Here is a 17,047-nt window from a genome sequence, read left to right on the forward strand (position 1 = left end):
CGTTTACGTAATGTCTTTTCTGTGATCTTAATTGTGATAATTATCAAAAATTGATGAAAACAATACTATTGCCGTGACTCAGAGCACGAAAGAGAATTATCGTAAGTGGGAAAACAAATAACGTAAAAATAATAAGTTCTATGATGGGAATATTAACCGGCGAACGATTCAGATTGCAGACGAAAGAAAAAAGGCGCTCCGTGGAGCGCCGAATAATAGTCACAAGTTGGGATAACGTAAGTTGAGGGTGCAGCGGCATAACATTGGCAGAACAACATCTTTAACCTTTCACACCACCTGCCGTCAGGCCGTTGACCAGCCAGCGTTGAGCCAGCAAGAAGACGATGGTGATCGGTAATGCAGACATCACGGCAGCGGCGGCAAAGTCACCCCACAGGTAGTTTTGCGGGTTGAGGTATTGCTGCATCCCCACGGCCAGGGTGTAGCTGTTTACGTCACGCAGTAACAGCGACGCGACCGGAACTTCAGTAATGGCAGCGATAAACGACAGGATGAATACCACCGCCAGAATCGGTACTGACAGCGGCAACAGGACAAGGCGGAAGGCCTGCCAGGGTGTCGCACCATCCAGCGCAGCCGCTTCTTCCAGCGAACTGTCGATGGTTTCGAAATAGCCTTTGATGGTCCAGACATGCAGCGCAATCCCACCCAGATACGCGAAAATTACGCCGCCGTGAGTATTCAGGCCAATGAATGGAATGTACTCACCCAGACGATCAAACAACGCATACAACGCGACCAGTGAAAGTACTGCCGGGAACATCTGGAAAATCAGCATTCCTTTCAGCAGCGTCGCTTTGCCTGGAAAGCGCATACGGGCGAAAGCGTAGGCGCAGGTGGTGGAGAGCGCCACAATGCCAATCGCGGAAATCCCAGCGACCTTTACCGAGTTCCACAGCCACAGCAGTACCGGGAATGGCGGTGGCGTAATGCGACCATCAGCCTGTTCAACGCTAAAACCTAACGCCAGTTTCCAGTGATCCCAGGAGATTTGCTCCGGGATCAGGCTACCGGTCGCGAAGTTTCCCTGACGCAGCGAGATAGCGACGACCATCAGCAGCGGGAACATAATCGCCGCGATAAAAAGTAGCAGTAGCAGGTGAGTAATAAACAAACGTGCTTTTTGCGATTTCGGTTGGACCATTGCCATTTTTGTTATCTCCCTTAATCAAACTTCATTCGCGTGGCTTTCAGGTTCACTATCGCCAGCGCACCCACCAGCAGGAAGATCAGCGTGGCAATTGCTGCCGCCAGACCGAAGTCCTGACCCCCGCCGCCTTCAAAAGCGATACGGTAGGTGTAGTTAACAAGCAGGTCGGTATAACCGGCTGGCGTGGTCGTGCCAAGACGATCCGGGCCGCCGTTGGTTAACAGCTGAATCAGCACGAAGTTGTTAAAGTTAAAGGCGAAGCTGGCGATCATCAGCGGCGTCAGCGGTTTAATCAGCAGCGGCAGCGTAATCTTAAAGAAGTTCTGGAACGGACCTGCGCCATCCATTGCTGAGGCTTCATACAAATCGTCCGGAATCGCTTTCAGCAAGCCCATGCAGAGGATCATCATGTACGGATAACCCAGCCAGGTATTGACGATAATCAGCATCGTGCGAGCGGTGGTCGGATCGCTGAACCAGGCGGGCTTCACGCCAAACAGCGCGCTCAACATCATGTTGATTTCACCGAAGCTCTGGTTAAACAATCCTTTGAAAATCAAGATTGAAATGAACGATGGCACCGCGTAGGGCAGAATCAGCAGGACGCGATAGACCGCTTTGCCGCGCAACGCTTCCCACTGCACCAGACATGCCAGAACCATGCCGACCGCCACCGTTAAAAAGACAGTGATCAGCGAGAACACCACGGTCCAGACGAAAATGGCGAGGAACGGTTTCTGAATGCCTTCGTCGGTAAAGACGCGGGTAAAGTTTTTCCAGCCGGTGGTCACGGTGTAACCGGGGCTTAGCTTTTCATCCCCCCAGTTGCCGTCGGCGGTAATGGACTGGTAAAAGCCAATTTGGTTATTCGGACGATATTTCACGCCACTCTGATTATTCGTCAACGTGCCGTCACCGTCGAGTGTGTAGAGCGGCTGCGTGCCAGAAAACTGGCGCAGGGAGCTCATCATCACTTTGTTGCCATCCGGCAGAATGGTGGTAATGTCACTCAGCGCCTGACGATTCTGGGTAATCACGCGCAGATTCGCGCGTTCGCCTTCGGGCTGGGCGGTCGTTTCTTTCAGTTGCAGTTTTTGCTCGCCGCCAAATTTAAACGCGTCGGAGAGGTAATTTTTGCCGGTTTCGCCGTCGCTGAGCGCCAGTTGCCACTCATCGCCCGCCGGGTAAAGACCAAAGTTATAGGTTTTGCCTGCTTGCCAGGAGCGATCTAACAACACTTCCTGCGCACGTTCAAAAGTCAGCTGGTTAGTGCTGCTGTAGTTGGTGAAGGCAATGGCGATGGTGCAGACCAGAGGGAAGAGGACGAATAATCCCATTCCAGCCATTCCCGGGTAAACATAGCGCCAGGCGTAGGCTTTACGATTGGCGAAAATATACAGCCCCGCTGAACTCAATATCAGCGTGGTAATGGCGAACAGGTATTCCCCTTGTGCGTACATTAAAACAACAAGGTAACCCACCAGCAGGCCGAGCAGACCTGGCACTGACCATTTCAGCGCGTCGCTTTGCCACCAATGTTTCTTTTTAATGACATCCATGGGGTTCTTCCTCATTCCAGGACGGATAAGGCTTTCACGCCTTATCCGACAACAACTGCCTGATGCGACACTGATGCGTCTTATCAGGCCTACATGCGTTTCAGTTTTGTAGGCCGGACAAGGCGTTCACGCCGCATCCGGCATTTCACAGCATTACTTGGTGATACGAGTCTGCGCGTCTTTCAGGGCTTCATCGACAGTCTGACGACCGCTGGCGGCGTTGATCACCGCAGTACGTACGGCATACCAGAAAGCGGACATCTGCGGGATGTTCGGCATGATTTCACCTTTCTGGGCGTTTTCCATGGTGGCGGCAATACGTGGATCTTTCGCCAACTCTTCCTCGTAAGACTTCAGCGCTACGGCACCCAGCGGTTTGTCTTTATTAACCGCTTCCAGACCTTCATCAGTCAGCAGATAGTTTTCGAGGAACTCTTTCGCCAGCTCTTTGTTCGGACTGGCGGCGTTAATACCGGTGCTCAGCACGCCAACGAACGGTTTAGATGGTTGACCCTTGAAGGTCGGCAGTACCGTTACACCATAATTCACTTTGCTGGTGTCGATGTTGGACCATGCCCACGGGCCGTTGATGGTCATCGCTGTTTCGCCTTTATTAAAGGCAGCTTCTGCGATGGAGTAATCGGTGTCTGCATTCATGTGTTTGTTTTTAATCAGGTCAACCAGGAAGGTCAGACCCGCTTTCGCGCCAGCGTTATCCACGCCCACGTCTTTAATGTCGTACTTGCCGTTTTCATACTTGAACGCATAACCCCCGTCAGCAGCAATCAGCGGCCAGGTGAAGTACGGTTCTTGCAGGTTGAACATCAGCGCGCTCTTACCTTTCGCTTTCAGTTCTTTATCCAGCGCCGGGATCTCTTCCCAGGTTTTTGGCGGGTTCGGCAGCAGGTCTTTGTTATAAATCAGCGATAACGCTTCAACAGCGATTGGGTAAGCAATCAGCTTGCCGTTGTAACGTACGGCATCCCATGTAAACGGATACAGCTTGTCCTGGAACGCTTTGTCCGGGGTGATTTCAGCCAACAGGCCAGATTGAGCGTAGCCACCAAAGCGGTCGTGCGCCCAGAAGATAATGTCAGGGCCATCGCCAGTTGCCGCAACCTGAGGGAATTTCTCTTCCAGTTTATCCGGATGCTCAACGGTGACTTTAATTCCGGTATCTTTCTCGAATTTCTTACCGACTTCAGCGAGACCGTTATAGCCTTTATCGCCGTTAATCCAGATTACCAGTTTACCTTCTTCGATTTTGGCGAGAGCCGAGGCGGAAAACATCATCGTCGTTAATGCGGATAATGCGAGGATGCGTGCACCTGTTTTTATTTTCATAATCTATGGTCCTTGTTGGTGAAGTGCTCGTGAAAACACCTAAACGGACTCTAGTTTCTTTATACGGCAACCTCTTTCCATCCTCCTTGCCCCTACGCCCCACCGTTGCTTTGTGTGATCTCTGTTACAGAATTGGCGGTAATGTGGGGATGCGCACATAAAATCGCCACGATTTTTGCAAGCAACATCACGAAATTCCTTACATGACCTCGGTTTAGTTCACAGAAGCCGCGTTCTCATCCTCCCGCCTCCTCCCCCATAAAAAAGCCAGGGGGTGGAGGATTTAAGCCATCTCCTGATGACGCATAGTCAGCCCATCATGAATGTTGCTGTCGATGACAGGTTGTTACAAAGGGAGAAGGGCATGGCGAGCGTACAGCTGCAAAATGTAACGAAAGCCTGGGGCGAGGTCGTGGTATCGAAAGATATCAATCTCGATATCCATGAAGGTGAATTCGTGGTGTTTGTCGGACCGTCTGGCTGCGGTAAATCGACTTTACTGCGCATGATTGCCGGGCTTGAGACGATCACCAGCGGCGACCTGTTCATCGGTGAGAAACGGATGAATGACACTCCGCCAGCAGAACGCGGCGTTGGTATGGTGTTTCAGTCTTACGCGCTCTATCCCCACCTGTCAGTAGCAGAAAACATGTCATTTGGCCTGAAACTGGCTGGCGCAAAAAAAGAGGTGATTAACCAACGCGTCAACCAGGTGGCGGAAGTGCTGCAACTGGCGCATTTGCTGGATCGCAAACCGAAAGCGCTCTCCGGTGGTCAGCGTCAGCGCGTGGCGATTGGCCGTACGCTGGTGGCCGAGCCAAGCGTATTTTTGCTCGATGAACCGCTCTCCAACCTCGATGCTGCACTGCGTGTGCAAATGCGTATCGAAATCTCCCGTCTGCATAAACGCCTGGGCCGCACAATGATTTACGTCACCCACGATCAGGTCGAAGCGATGACGCTGGCCGACAAAATCGTGGTGCTGGACGCCGGTCGCGTGGCACAGGTTGGGAAACCGCTGGAACTGTACCACTATCCGGCAGACCGTTTTGTCGCCGGATTTATCGGTTCGCCAAAGATGAACTTCCTGCCGGTAAAAGTGACCGCCACCGCAATCGATCAAGTGCAGGTGGAGCTGCCGATGCCAAATCGTCAACAAGTCTGGCTGCCTGTTGAAAGCCGTGATGTCCAGGTTGGAGCCAATATGTCGCTGGGTATTCGCCCGGAACATCTACTGCCGAGTGATATCGCTGACGTCATCCTTGAGGGTGAAGTTCAGGTCGTCGAGCAACTCGGCAACGAAACCCAAATCTATATCCAGATCCCTTCCATTCGTCAAAACCTGGTGTACCGCCAGAACGACGTGGTGTTGGTAGAAGAAGGTGCCACATTCGCTATCGGCCTGCCGCCAGAGCGTTGCCATCTGTTCCGTGAGGATGGCACTGCATGTCGTCGACTGCATAAGGAGCCGGGTGTTTAAGCACCCCACAAAACACACAAAGCCTGTCACAGGTGATGTGAAAAAAGAAAAGCAATGACTCAGGAGATAGAATGATGATTACTCTGCGCAAACTTCCTCTGGCGGTTGCCGTCGCAGCGGGCGTAATGTCTGCTCAGGCAATGGCTGTTGATTTCCACGGCTATGCACGTTCCGGTATTGGCTGGACAGGTAGCGGCGGTGAACAACAGTGTTTCCAGACTACCGGTGCTCAAAGTAAATACCGTCTTGGCAACGAATGTGAAACTTATGCTGAATTAAAATTGGGTCAGGAAGTGTGGAAAGAGGGCGATAAGAGCTTCTATTTCGACACTAACGTGGCCTATTCCGTCGCGCAACAGAATGACTGGGAAGCTACCGATCCGGCCTTCCGTGAAGCAAACGTGCAGGGAAAAAACCTGATCGAATGGCTGCCAGGTTCCACCATCTGGGCAGGTAAGCGCTTCTACCAACGTCATGACGTTCATATGATCGACTTCTACTACTGGGATATTTCTGGTCCTGGTGCCGGTCTGGAAAACATCGATGTTGGCTTCGGTAAACTCTCTCTGGCAGCAACCCGCTCCTCTGAAGCTGGTGGTTCTTCCTCTTTTGCCAGCAACAATATTTATGACTATACCAACGAAACCGCGAACGACGTTTTCGATGTGCGTTTAGCGCAGATGGAAATCAACCCGGGCGGCACATTAGAACTGGGTGTCGACTACGGTCGTGCCAACCTGCGTGATAACTATCGTCTGGTTGATGGCGCATCGAAAGACGGCTGGTTATTCACTGCTGAACATACTCAGAGTGTCCTGAAGGGCTTTAACAAGTTTGTTGTTCAGTACGCTACTGACTCGATGACCTCGCAGGGTAAAGGTCTGTCGCAGGGTTCTGGCGTCGCGTTTGATAACGAAAAATTTGCCTACAATATCAACAACAACGGTCACATGCTGCGTATCCTCGACCACGGTGCGATCTCCATGGGCGACAACTGGGACATGATGTACGTGGGTATGTACCAGGATATCAACTGGGATAACGACAACGGCACCAAGTGGTGGACCGTTGGTATTCGCCCGATGTACAAGTGGACGCCAATCATGAGCACCGTGATGGAAATCGGCTACGACAACGTCGAATCCCAGCGCACCGGCGACAAGAACAATCAGTACAAAATTACCCTCGCACAACAATGGCAGGCTGGCGACAGCATCTGGTCACGCCCGGCTATTCGTGTCTTCGCAACCTACGCCAAGTGGGATGAGAAATGGGGTTACGACTACAACGGCGATAGCAAGGTTAACCCGAACTACGGCAAAGCCGTTCCTGCTGATTTCAACGGCGGCAGCTTCGGTCGTGGCGACAGCGACGAGTGGACCTTCGGTGCCCAGATGGAAATCTGGTGGTAATAGCAAAACCTGGGCCGGATAAGGCGTTTACGCCGCATCCGGCATAAAAACAGGTTGTCATTATCTGAAAGGGGCGAAAGCCCCTCTGATTATCGGGTTTAGCGCGCTATTGCCTGGCTACCGCTGAGCTCCAGATTTTGAGGTGAAAACAATGAAAATGAATAAAAGTCTCATCGCCCTCTGTTTATCAGCAGGGTTACTGGCAAGCGCGCCTGGAATTAGCCTTGCCGATGTTAACTACGTACCGCAAAACACCAGCGACGCGCCAGCCATTCCATCTGCCGCGCTGCAACAACTCACCTGGACACCGGTCGATCAATCTAAAACCCAGACCACCCAACTGGCGACCGGCGGCCAACAACTGAGCGTTCCCGGCATCAGTGGTCCGGTTGCTGCGTACAGCGTCCCGGCAAACATTGGCGAACTGACCCTGACGCTGACCAGCGAAGTGAACAAACAAACCAGCGTTTTTGCGCCGAACGTGCTGATTATTGATCAGAACATGACCCCATCAGCCTTCTTCCCCAGCAGTTATTTCACCTACCAGGAACTGGGCGTGATGAGTGCAGATCGGCTGGAAGGCGTTATGCGCCTGACACCGGCGTTGGGGCAGCAAAAACTTTATGTTCTGGTCTTTACCATGGAAAAAGATCTCCAGCAGACGACCCAACTGCTCGACCCGGCTAAAGCCTATGCCAAAGGCGTCGGTAACTCGATCCCGGATATTCCCGATCCGGTTGCTCGTCATACCAGCGATGGCTTACTGAAACTGAAAGTCAAAACGAACTCCAGCTCCAGCGTGTTGGTAGGACCACTATTTGGTTCTTCCGCTCCAGCTCCGGTTACGGTAGGCAACACGGCGGCACCAGCTGTGGCTGCACCTGCTCCGGTGCCGGTGAAGAAAAGCGAGCCGATGCTCAACGACACGGAAAGTTATTTTAATACCGCGATCAAAAACGCTGTCGCGAAAGGTGATGTTGATAAGGCGTTAAAACTGCTTGATGAAGCTGAACGCCTGGGATCGACATCTGCCCGTTCCACCTTTATCAGCAGTGTAAAAGGCAAGGGGTAATTACGCCCCACAGTGCTGATTTTGCAACAACTGGTGCGTCTCCTGGCGCACCTTTTTTTATGCTTCCTTCCTGGGATATGAGCGATTTTTTATAGTACTTCACTTCTTCTTCACTAAGAATGTCCATTATTTCAATGCATTATCAGAGATTCTTTTCCTTTCGCCGGTAGTGTCTGGACGCTCAGGCTACTTTTCCAGGTTATTTTATTTCTGTATTACAGAGGTTTTATGATAGGTCATATCACAAATTCTGGCGGCAATAACTCTTTGATGAAACATGATGTGGTGCAAGGAAATAATATAGTAGATCTTGATTTACTACGTAATTTCAATGGGGTGACAGGTTTAAACAGAGATAACTTTATTTATATCAGTGATATATTTTTAAATATAAAACAACGGAACGAAAAAAATCATGCAATAAATATGTTACGTGAAGTCTCAATTAGTAATGATACTATAAGTGTAAAATTCTACAGAAATGAAAAAATAGAATGCGCTTGTAATTTTCTGATGGATAAAGATGCGCAGGGGTATATCGACCTGTCTGATTTTGATTTAACAAATTGTCATTTTAAAGGTGACGTTATTTCTAAGGTGTCTTTTTTATCATCAAATCTACAACATGTAACTTTCGAATGTAAAGAAATTGAGAATTGCAATTTTACTAAGGCAACAGTTCATAATGTCATATTTAAATGTCGACGTTTACACAATGTGATTTTTCTCAAAACGAGTGGCGAATGTGTTGATTTTAGCCAAAATATTCTTGATACAGTTGACTTCTCGCAGAGTCAACTTGGTCATAGTAATTTTCGCGAATGTCAGATTAGAAATTCAAACTTCGATAATTGTTATCTTTACGCTTCGCACTTCACCAGAGCAGAGTTTCTGTCTGCCAAAGAAATATCATTTATTAAATCGAATTTGACAGCTGTTATGTTTGATCATGTGCGAATGTCGACAGGGAATTTTTAAGATTGCATTACAGAACAATTGGAATTAACTATTGATTATTCAGATATATTTGGGAATGAAGATCTCGATGGTTATATCAATAACATTATAAAAATGATTGATACATTGCCAGATAATGCAATGATATTGAAATCCGTTCTGGCAGTAAAACTGGTGATGCAATTAAAAATTCTCAATATTGTTAATAAAAACTTTATTGAGAATATGAAGAAAACATTTAGCCATTGTCCTTATATAAAAGATCCAATTATACGTAGTTATATACATTCTGGGGAAGATGACAAGTTCGATAATTTTATGCGTCAACATCGATTCAGTAAGGTGAATTTCGATACCCAACAGATGATCCATTTTATTAACAGATTTAATATGAATAAAGGGCTGGTTGATAAAAATAACAATTTTTTTATCCAACTTATCGATCAGGCCTTACGATCAACGGATGATATGATCAAAGCAAATGCCTGGTATCTTTATAAAGAGTGGATTCGTAGTGATGATGTTTCACCTATATTTATAGAAACTGAAGAAAAGTTAAGAACCTTTAACACTAATAAATTAACACGAAACGATAATATATTTATCCTGTTCTCCTCTGTCGATGATGGGCCTGTTATGGTGGTAAGCTCCCAGCGCTTACATGATATGTTGAATCCTACAAAAGATACCAATTGGAATTCCACGTGTATCTATAAATCCAGACATAAGATGTTGCCTATTAATCTTACTCAGGAAACACTTTTCAGCTCCAAATCTCATGGTAAATATGCGCTTTTCCCAATTTTTACTGCGAGTTGGCGAGCTACTCGTATAAAGAATAAAGGTATTTAAGTAAAGGAAAACATCACCGTTCCTAGCATCATGGGCGGTGATGCCCCTATGGTTGCCCTCGCCAGCACGGGCATCGGCAAAGCGTAAGGTTCAACAGCGTTTTACCACTTCATGCGATTGTTGCGTTTTTGTTGCGCATTAGATCACTTAATTTGCTTTACATCTCCCGTAAACACTTTTCTGCGATACAATGCCTTTACGTTATGTAACGGAGAGTTCGGCATGTCACACCCCGCGTTAACGCAACTGCGTGCGCTGCGCTATTTTAAAGAGATCCCTGCCCTGGATCCGCAACTGTTCGACTGGCTGTTGCTGGAGGATTCCATGACAAAACGTTTTGAACAGCAGGGAAAAACGGTGAGTGTGACGATGATCCGCGAGGGGTTTGTCGAGCAGAATGAAATCCCCGAAGAACTGCCGCTACTGCCGAAAGAGTCTCGTTACTGGTTACGTGAAATTTTGTTATGTGCCGATGGTGAACCGTGGCTTGCCGGTCGTACCGTCGTTCCTGTATCAACATTAAGCGGGCCGGAACTAGCGTTACAAAAATTGGGTAAAACGCCGTTAGGACGCTATCTGTTCACATCATCGACACTAACCCGGGATTTTATCGAGATAGGCCGTGATGCCGGACTGTGGGGGCGACGTTCCCGCCTGCGATTAAGCGGTAAACCGCTGTTGCTAACAGAACTGTTTTTACCGGCGTCACCGTTGTACTAAGAGGAAAAAAATATGGAGTGGAGTCTGACGCAGAATAAGCTGCTGGCGTTTCATCGCTTAATGCGTACGGATAAGCCAATTGGCGCGTTATTGCTGCTCTGGCCAACATTATGGGCGTTGTGGGTGGCGACACCGGGCGTTCCTCAGCTCTGGATCCTGGCGGTGTTTGTCGCGGGTGTCTGGCTGATGCGCGCTGCTGGTTGCGTGGTGAATGATTATGCTGATCGCAAGTTTGATGGTCATGTTAAGCGCACGGCGAACCGACCACTTCCCAGCGGCGCGGTAACAGAGAAAGAGGCGCGCGCGCTGTTTGTAGTGCTGGTACTGATTTCGTTTTTACTGGTTCTGACGCTGAATACGATGACCATTCTGTTGTCGATTGCCGCTCTGGCATTGGCGTGGGTGTACCCGTTTATGAAGCGGTATACCCATCTCCCGCAAGTGGTGCTGGGCGCGGCGTTTGGCTGGTCGATTCCAATGGCTTTTGCCGCTGTGAGTGAGTCGGTGCCATTGAGTTGCTGGTTAATGTTCCTCGCCAATATTCTCTGGGCGGTGGCTTACGACACGCAGTATGCGATGGTTGACCGCGATGATGATGTGAAGATTGGCATTAAATCCACGGCAATCCTGTTCGGCCAATACGATAAATTGATTATTGGTATTTTGCAGATTGGCGTACTGGCACTGATGGCGATCATCGGTGAGTTAAATGGCTTAGGCTGGGGATATTACTGGTCAATTGTGGTGGCTGGCGCGCTGTTTGTTTATCAACAAAAACTGATTGCCAACCGCGAGCGTGAAGCCTGCTTTAAAGCATTTATGAATAATAACTATGTTGGTCTGGTACTGTTTTTAGGACTGGCAATGAGTTACTGGCATTTCTGATGATGTAAAAAAGCCGGATGATCATCCGGCTTTCTTCTGGGTTGCCTGATGCGCTGCGCTTCTCAGGCCTACCCGGTGAATCGCAATTTATTGAATTTGCAGGTCATGGTAGGCCGGATAAGGCGTTTTCGCCGCATCCGGCAATTCTCTCTGATTACCCTTCGCCCTGCGTCGCACTCTCAATCGTCAAACGCACGTCTGATGTAATCAACTCCGCCAGCAACTGATAAACCTTCATCGTTTCTGCTGGTTCGGCATCGCCGCTATCGCTGATATACCCTTCATCACGCAGCGTCAGCACCAGAGAACTGAACACCGCCTTGTCGAAGAACTCCGGCGCGTTGATGCCGTGCAGCACGGAGAGACGTTGCGCAACGGTGCGGCTCTCTTTCTCCAGCGTACCGCGGTTGATCGACGGGTTGGCACTCAACAACCAGAAGGTGATGGCATAACGTTGCAGCGTTTCGCGCGCGCCTGCGGCCAGCAGCTGTAGGGTGCGAGAATGCGCCGGGTTGATATGCAACTCATCATCTTGCAGGGTAATCAGCCCCTGACGTTGCATCTCATTTGCCAGCGCATCAATAACGTCCGGCAACTCGTCGCGATCCCAGCGCAGGAACAGCTCCGCTTTCAGCATTGGGTAAAGCACATTGACGTGCTCCATCAATACGTCGCGGGAGATGTGGCGATGCTGGGTGACAATTGCCGCCATCAGCGAAGGCAGCACCAACATATGCGCAATGTTGTTGCGATAGTAGGTCATCAGCACCGCTTGCTCGCGTGGCAGAATGATGATGTCGCCGATAGTGTCTTTCTCGACTTCAAACTTGTTCATTTGCAGCGCGTGATCGATAAGCTCGCTGGCGCTGGCTGAAGGAACGGTAGAGTCCGTGGAGTAAGGTACGTTGCGCATCAGATCCAGGTAGCAGTTGAGTTGCTCGGTTAACTGCTCGCGGGTGAGTGAGCGCTGACGTGATGCCAGTAGCGCAGTACAGCACAGGTTCATGGCGTTTGCCGCGCCTGCGTTGTTAATGCGTACCATCAGATCGGCAGCAATATTATTGACCGTCGGCGTTAACCAGGCCGGACGCACCGCTTCGATGGGATCGATAGATTCACGCCAGTCTGGTACGTGCTGGTTAAGGTAGGTCATCAACGGCATTGGTTCACCGAAGTTGACGTAACCCTGACCGAGATTACGCAGCTTGCTTAAACCGCGCAGCATCTGCGGCAGGCTCTCTTTCTCTTTCGTCGCGCCGCGCAGTTCTTTGGCGTAAGTACCCACTTCCATGACGTGCTCATAACCGATATAGATCGGAATCAGCGTAATCGGACGCGTGCCGCCACGCAGCATCGCCTGAATGGTCATCGACAGCGTACCGGTTTTCGGATCCAGCAAACGCCCCGTGCGGGAACGACCGCCTTCCACGAAGTACTCGACGGAATAACCACGGCTGAACAGTTCGCCGAGATACTCACGGAAAACGGTGGAATAAAGTTTATTGCCTTTAAAAGTACGGCGAATAAAGAACGCCCCCAGACGGCGGAAAATCGGCCCGGCCGGCCAGAAGTTCAGGTTGATCCCGGCGGCGATATGCGGCGGCACCAGCCCCTGGTGGTACAGCACGTAAGAAAGTAGCAGGTAGTCCATGTGACTGCGGTGGCAAGGCACATACACCAGCTCATGACCGTCGTGGGCCAGCTGGCGAACGCGCTCGGCGTTATGGACGTTGATGCCCTGATAAAATCGGTTCCAGGTGAAGCCCAGAATGCGGTCAGTCAGGCGGATCATCTCGTAAGAGAAATTCGCCGCAATCTCTTCCATCAGCGCAATCGCGTTCTGCTGCGCTTTTTCATGGGAGATTTTTTTGCTGCGCGCTTCATCTTCTACCGCTTTGGCAATGGCGCGGGAGGCGAGCAGCTTATTAAACAGATCCTGACGAGCAGGCAGACGTGGGCCTACGGCAGCCAGACGTTGACGGGCAAAGTGCATACGCGCCACGCGCGCCAGTTTCTGAGCGATAGTTTTATCCGTGCCGTGTTCATCCGCCATACGGCGCAGCGACACTGACGGCGAGAAACGCACAAAACTGTCGCGACCGAGCCACAGTACAGCGAAAAATTTCTGTACGCCGTTAAGCATACGCAGCGGCGGGTTCACTTCGCCTTTTTCACGCCCCGGCGCGCGACCAAACATCACCGATACTGGCACCATCTGCACATCCAGATTTGGGTTGCTACGGTGCAAATCGAGATAGTCGTGGAAAAGCTTAATAGACTCTTCTTTCGGCGTGTAATAGGTGAATACACGCGGCCCGCCGTGAATGAACACATAGCGCGGCAGTAGCGTGCCGTCGATTTCCAGCGGCTCTAACGGGTCAGGCAAATCATGTGCCAGACACTGGGCGCGCAACGTCAGCAAATCTGCTTTCGAGTTGTACGGTAAAACGTACATAATTGGACGAGAGGTATCCAGCCCCAGTTCCGGGGCAGGATCTGCCGGAATAGACTTGCTTTTTACCAGGATGCTTAATGGTAAATTCAGTAATTTGTAGTAAATTCGTGGCCAGCCGGACATAAACGATGTAAAGCCTCTGGTTAATAATGCAAATGCGCGGCAAGGATAGCAGAAAGTCATGGGAAATTCTGTGGTATCCGCTCATGTTTCGCGCGGCGTTACGCAAACCCGAATCATCGGATTTAACGGTACACTGATATTGACGCTCATAATGTAAAAAGGTTCTTTCAATGGCCAATAATACCACTGGATTCACCCGAATTATCAAAGCTGCTGGCTATTCCTGGAAAGGTTTACGCGCTGCATGGATCAACGAAGCGGCATTCCGTCAGGAAGGCGTAGCGGTATTGTTGGCGGTGGTCATCGCCTGCTGGCTGGATGTGGACGCAATTACCCGCGTGCTGCTTATCAGCTCCGTGATGCTGGTGATGATTGTGGAAATCCTCAATAGCGCCATCGAAGCAGTGGTTGACCGAATTGGCTCTGAATACCATGAGCTTTCCGGACGCGCAAAAGATATGGGATCCGCCGCGGTGCTGATTGCCATTATCGTCGCCGTGATTACCTGGTGCATCCTGTTATGGTCGCATTTTGGATAACCCTTCCAGATTTCGATAAATCTCTGGTTTATTGTGCAGTTTATGGTTCCAAAATCGCCTTTTGCTGTATATACTCACAGTATAACTGTATATACACCCAGGGGGCGGAATGAAAGCGTTAACGGCCAGGCAACAAGAGGTGTTTGATCTCATCCGTGATCACATCAGCCAGACAGGTATGCCGCCGACGCGTGCGGAAATCGCGCAGCGTTTGGGGTTCCGTTCCCCAAACGCGGCTGAAGAACATCTGAAGGCGCTGGCACGCAAAGGCGTTATTGAAATTGTTTCCGGCGCATCACGCGGGATTCGTCTGTTGCAGGAAGAGGAAGAAGGGTTGCCGCTGGTAGGTCGTGTGGCTGCCGGTGAACCGCTTCTGGCGCAACAGCATATTGAAGGTCATTATCAGGTCGATCCTTCCTTGTTCAAGCCGAATGCTGATTTCCTGCTGCGCGTCAGCGGGATGTCGATGAAAGATATCGGCATTATGGATGGCGACTTGCTGGCAGTGCATAAAACTCAGGATGTACGTAACGGTCAGGTCGTTGTCGCACGTATTGATGACGAAGTTACCGTTAAGCGCCTGAAAAAACAGGGCAATAAAGTCGAACTGTTGCCAGAAAATAGCGAGTTTAAACCAATTGTCGTTGACCTTCGTCAGCAGAGCTTCACCATTGAAGGGCTGGCGGTTGGGGTTATTCGCAACGGCGACTGGCTGTAACATATCTCTGAGACCGCGATGCCGCCTGGCGTCGCGGTTTGTTTTTCATCTCTCTTCATCAGGCTTGTCTGCATGGCATTCCTCACTTCATCTGATAAAGCACTCTGGCATCTCGCCTTACCCATGATTTTCTCCAATATCACCGTTCCGTTGCTGGGACTGGTCGATACGGCGGTAATTGGTCATCTTGATAGTCCGGTTTATTTGGGCGGCGTGGCGGTTGGTGCAACGGCGACCAGCTTTCTCTTTATGCTGTTGCTGTTTTTACGCATGAGCACCACCGGGCTGACTGCGCAGGCTTATGGTGCCAAAAATCCTCAGGCATTAGCCCGTGCGCTGGTGCAACCGTTGCTGTTGGCGTTGGGGGCCGGGGCGTTAATTGCGCTGTTGCGTACGCCGATTATCGATCTGGCGCTGCATATTGTTGGCGGTAGTGAAGCGGTCCTGGAACAGGCGCGGCGCTTTCTTGAAATCCGCTGGTTAAGCGCTCCGGCGTCGCTGGCGAATCTGGTATTACTCGGTTGGTTACTCGGCGTGCAATATGCCCGTGCGCCAGTAATTTTGTTAGTGGTCGGCAATATCCTCAACATTGTGCTGGATGTCTGGCTGGTGATGGGGCTGCATATGAACGTGCAGGGCGCGGCGCTGGCGACGGTTATTGCGGAATATGCAACATTGCTGATTGGTCTGCTAATGGTGCGTAAAATCCTCAAACTACGCGGAATTTCCGGCGAAATGCTGAAAACTGCCTGGCGAGGAAACTTCCGTCGCTTGCTGGCGCTTAACCGCGATATCATGCTGCGTTCGCTGTTGTTGCAACTCTGTTTCGGCGCGATCACCGTACTTGGTGCGCGACTGGGGAGTGACATTATCGCTGTTAACGCGGTTCTGATGACGCTACTCACCTTTACCGCCTATGCGCTTGATGGTTTTGCCTACGCGGTTGAAGCGCACTCCGGTCAGGCATACGGTGCGCGCGACGGTAGCCAGTTGCTGGATGTATGGCGGGCAGCGTGCCGCCAGTCGGGGATTGTAGCGTTACTGTTTTCGGTGGTTTATTTGCTGGCAGGGGAACACATCATTGCGTTGCTGACGTCGTTAACCCAGATTCAGCAGCTGGCTGACCGCTATCTTATCTGGCAGGTGATTTTGCCGTTGGTTGGCGTCTGGTGTTATCTGCTGGACGGCATGTTTATAGGCGCAACGCGTGCCGCCGAAATGCGTAACAGTATGGCGGTGGCCGCCGCAGGTTTTGCGCTGACGCTCCTTACGCTGCCGTGGCTGGGTAATCATGGTTTGTGGCTGGCATTAACCGTCTTTCTGGCGTTGCGCGGGCTTTCTCTGGCGGCTATCTGGCGGCGTCACTGGCGCAACGGTACCTGGTTTGCCGCAACGTGACGGTTAAAAATTCTGAATAAATTATCCTAAGCCAAATTGCTGACTACACTTAATCTCACGTTCAGAAGAAAAGTGAACGTACTCTCATTCACAACCTAACGATGAGGTCTTGATTATGAATAAAGATGAAGCCGGCGGTAACTGGAAACAGTTTAAAGGTAAAGTGAAAGAGCAATGGGGCAAACTGACCGATGATGATATGACGATCATTGAAGGTAAACGTGATCAACTGGTCGGTAAAATCCAGGAACGTTATGGTTATCAGAAAGATCAGGCAGAAAAAGAGGTCGTGGATTGGGAAACCCGCAATGAATATCGCTGGTAATTAATCCCTCCTGCCCGACGTGTACAAGGATGTACGC

Annotated in this window: 13 protein-coding genes and 1 pseudogene; 10 read left to right on the plus strand and 4 right to left on the minus strand. The window is 50.3% G+C overall.

What is annotated here, in order from left to right:
* Positions 1-280: 280 nt before the first annotated feature.
* The 3 genes from malG to malE form a co-directional block, all read right to left on the minus strand.
* On the minus strand, positions 281-1,171 hold the full coding sequence (malG, locus tag ACUU1I_RS08855; protein WP_001252058.1) for a maltose ABC transporter permease MalG: 891 nt from the start codon (positions 1,169-1,171) through the stop codon (positions 281-283).
* 14 nt (positions 1,172-1,185) lie between these two features.
* Positions 1,186-2,730: a maltose ABC transporter permease MalF gene (malF, locus tag ACUU1I_RS08860; RefSeq protein WP_005071378.1), complete on the minus strand. Its 1,545-nt coding sequence runs from the start codon at positions 2,728-2,730 to the stop codon at positions 1,186-1,188.
* A 153-nt stretch (positions 2,731-2,883) separates the two neighbouring features.
* Positions 2,884-4,074: a maltose/maltodextrin ABC transporter substrate-binding protein MalE gene (malE, locus tag ACUU1I_RS08865; protein ID WP_000695390.1), complete on the minus strand. Its 1,191-nt coding sequence runs from the start codon at positions 4,072-4,074 to the stop codon at positions 2,884-2,886.
* A 364-nt stretch (positions 4,075-4,438) separates the two neighbouring features.
* Here malE and malK point away from each other — a divergent pair, with 364 nt between their 5' ends.
* From malK to ubiA, 6 genes and pseudogenes are all read left to right on the plus strand, one after another.
* Positions 4,439-5,554, plus strand: coding sequence for a maltose/maltodextrin ABC transporter ATP-binding protein MalK (gene malK / locus ACUU1I_RS08870; protein WP_005050616.1), 1,116 nt, complete (start codon positions 4,439-4,441; stop codon positions 5,552-5,554).
* Between the two features lie 71 nt (positions 5,555-5,625).
* Positions 5,626-6,966, plus strand: coding sequence for a maltoporin LamB (gene lamB / locus ACUU1I_RS08875; RefSeq protein ID WP_000973658.1), 1,341 nt, complete (start codon positions 5,626-5,628; stop codon positions 6,964-6,966).
* A gap of 151 nt (positions 6,967-7,117) precedes the next feature.
* Positions 7,118-8,038, plus strand: a complete 921-nt coding sequence (gene malM / locus ACUU1I_RS08880; protein WP_000783445.1) for a maltose operon protein MalM — start codon at positions 7,118-7,120, stop codon at positions 8,036-8,038.
* A 228-nt stretch (positions 8,039-8,266) separates the two neighbouring features.
* A pseudogene (locus tag ACUU1I_RS08885) lies at positions 8,267-9,847 on the plus strand (SopA family protein).
* A gap of 222 nt (positions 9,848-10,069) precedes the next feature.
* Positions 10,070-10,567 carry a chorismate lyase gene (ubiC, locus tag ACUU1I_RS08890; protein ID WP_005071384.1) on the plus strand — a complete coding sequence of 166 codons (498 nt, stop codon included), beginning with the start codon at positions 10,070-10,072 and terminating at the stop codon, positions 10,565-10,567.
* Positions 10,568-10,579: 12 nt separating this feature from the next.
* Positions 10,580-11,452 carry a 4-hydroxybenzoate octaprenyltransferase gene (ubiA, locus tag ACUU1I_RS08895; protein WP_000455228.1) on the plus strand — a complete coding sequence of 291 codons (873 nt, stop codon included), beginning with the start codon at positions 10,580-10,582 and terminating at the stop codon, positions 11,450-11,452.
* Between the two features lie 154 nt (positions 11,453-11,606).
* Here ubiA and plsB read toward each other — a convergent pair whose 3' ends face one another.
* On the minus strand, positions 11,607-14,030 hold the full coding sequence (gene plsB, locus ACUU1I_RS08900; protein WP_005050606.1) for a glycerol-3-phosphate 1-O-acyltransferase PlsB: 2,424 nt from the start codon (positions 14,028-14,030) through the stop codon (positions 11,607-11,609).
* 170 nt (positions 14,031-14,200) lie between these two features.
* Between plsB and dgkA the strand changes: the two genes are divergently transcribed.
* The 4 genes from dgkA (at position 14,201) to ACUU1I_RS08920 (ending at position 17,010) form a co-directional block, all read left to right on the plus strand.
* On the plus strand, positions 14,201-14,569 hold the full coding sequence (gene dgkA, locus ACUU1I_RS08905; protein WP_000002907.1) for a diacylglycerol kinase: 369 nt from the start codon (positions 14,201-14,203) through the stop codon (positions 14,567-14,569).
* Between the two features lie 109 nt (positions 14,570-14,678).
* Positions 14,679-15,287, plus strand: coding sequence for a transcriptional repressor LexA (gene lexA, locus ACUU1I_RS08910; protein ID WP_000646078.1), 609 nt, complete (start codon positions 14,679-14,681; stop codon positions 15,285-15,287).
* A 72-nt stretch (positions 15,288-15,359) separates the two neighbouring features.
* Positions 15,360-16,685: an MATE family efflux transporter DinF gene (gene dinF, locus ACUU1I_RS08915; RefSeq protein ID WP_001301116.1), complete on the plus strand. Its 1,326-nt coding sequence runs from the start codon at positions 15,360-15,362 to the stop codon at positions 16,683-16,685.
* Between the two features lie 115 nt (positions 16,686-16,800).
* Positions 16,801-17,010, plus strand: a complete 210-nt coding sequence (locus ACUU1I_RS08920) for a CsbD family protein (RefSeq protein WP_001030593.1) — start codon at positions 16,801-16,803, stop codon at positions 17,008-17,010.
* The last annotated feature ends 37 nt before the right edge of the window (positions 17,011-17,047 follow it).

The organism is Shigella sp. SIG3 (assembly GCF_053555855.1).

Bases quoted from the DNA above. Each gene is read 5' to 3' on its own strand.
- malG (WP_001252058.1), bottom strand. From the start codon at position 1,171: ATGGCAATGGTCCAACCGAAATCGCAAAAAGCACGTTTGTTTATTACT.
- malF (WP_005071378.1), bottom strand. From the start codon at position 2,730: ATGGATGTCATTAAAAAGAAACATTGGTGGCAAAGCGACGCGCTGAAA.
- malE (WP_000695390.1), bottom strand. From the start codon at position 4,074: ATGAAAATAAAAACAGGTGCACGCATCCTCGCATTATCCGCATTAACG.
- malK (WP_005050616.1), top strand. From the start codon at position 4,439: ATGGCGAGCGTACAGCTGCAAAATGTAACGAAAGCCTGGGGCGAGGTC.
- lamB (WP_000973658.1), top strand. From the start codon at position 5,626: ATGATGATTACTCTGCGCAAACTTCCTCTGGCGGTTGCCGTCGCAGCG.
- malM (WP_000783445.1), top strand. From the start codon at position 7,118: ATGAAAATGAATAAAAGTCTCATCGCCCTCTGTTTATCAGCAGGGTTA.
- ubiC (WP_005071384.1), top strand. From the start codon at position 10,070: ATGTCACACCCCGCGTTAACGCAACTGCGTGCGCTGCGCTATTTTAAA.
- ubiA (WP_000455228.1), top strand. From the start codon at position 10,580: ATGGAGTGGAGTCTGACGCAGAATAAGCTGCTGGCGTTTCATCGCTTA.
- plsB (WP_005050606.1), bottom strand. From the start codon at position 14,030: ATGTCCGGCTGGCCACGAATTTACTACAAATTACTGAATTTACCATTA.
- dgkA (WP_000002907.1), top strand. From the start codon at position 14,201: ATGGCCAATAATACCACTGGATTCACCCGAATTATCAAAGCTGCTGGC.
- lexA (WP_000646078.1), top strand. From the start codon at position 14,679: ATGAAAGCGTTAACGGCCAGGCAACAAGAGGTGTTTGATCTCATCCGT.
- dinF (WP_001301116.1), top strand. From the start codon at position 15,360: ATGGCATTCCTCACTTCATCTGATAAAGCACTCTGGCATCTCGCCTTA.
- ACUU1I_RS08920 (WP_001030593.1), top strand. From the start codon at position 16,801: ATGAATAAAGATGAAGCCGGCGGTAACTGGAAACAGTTTAAAGGTAAA.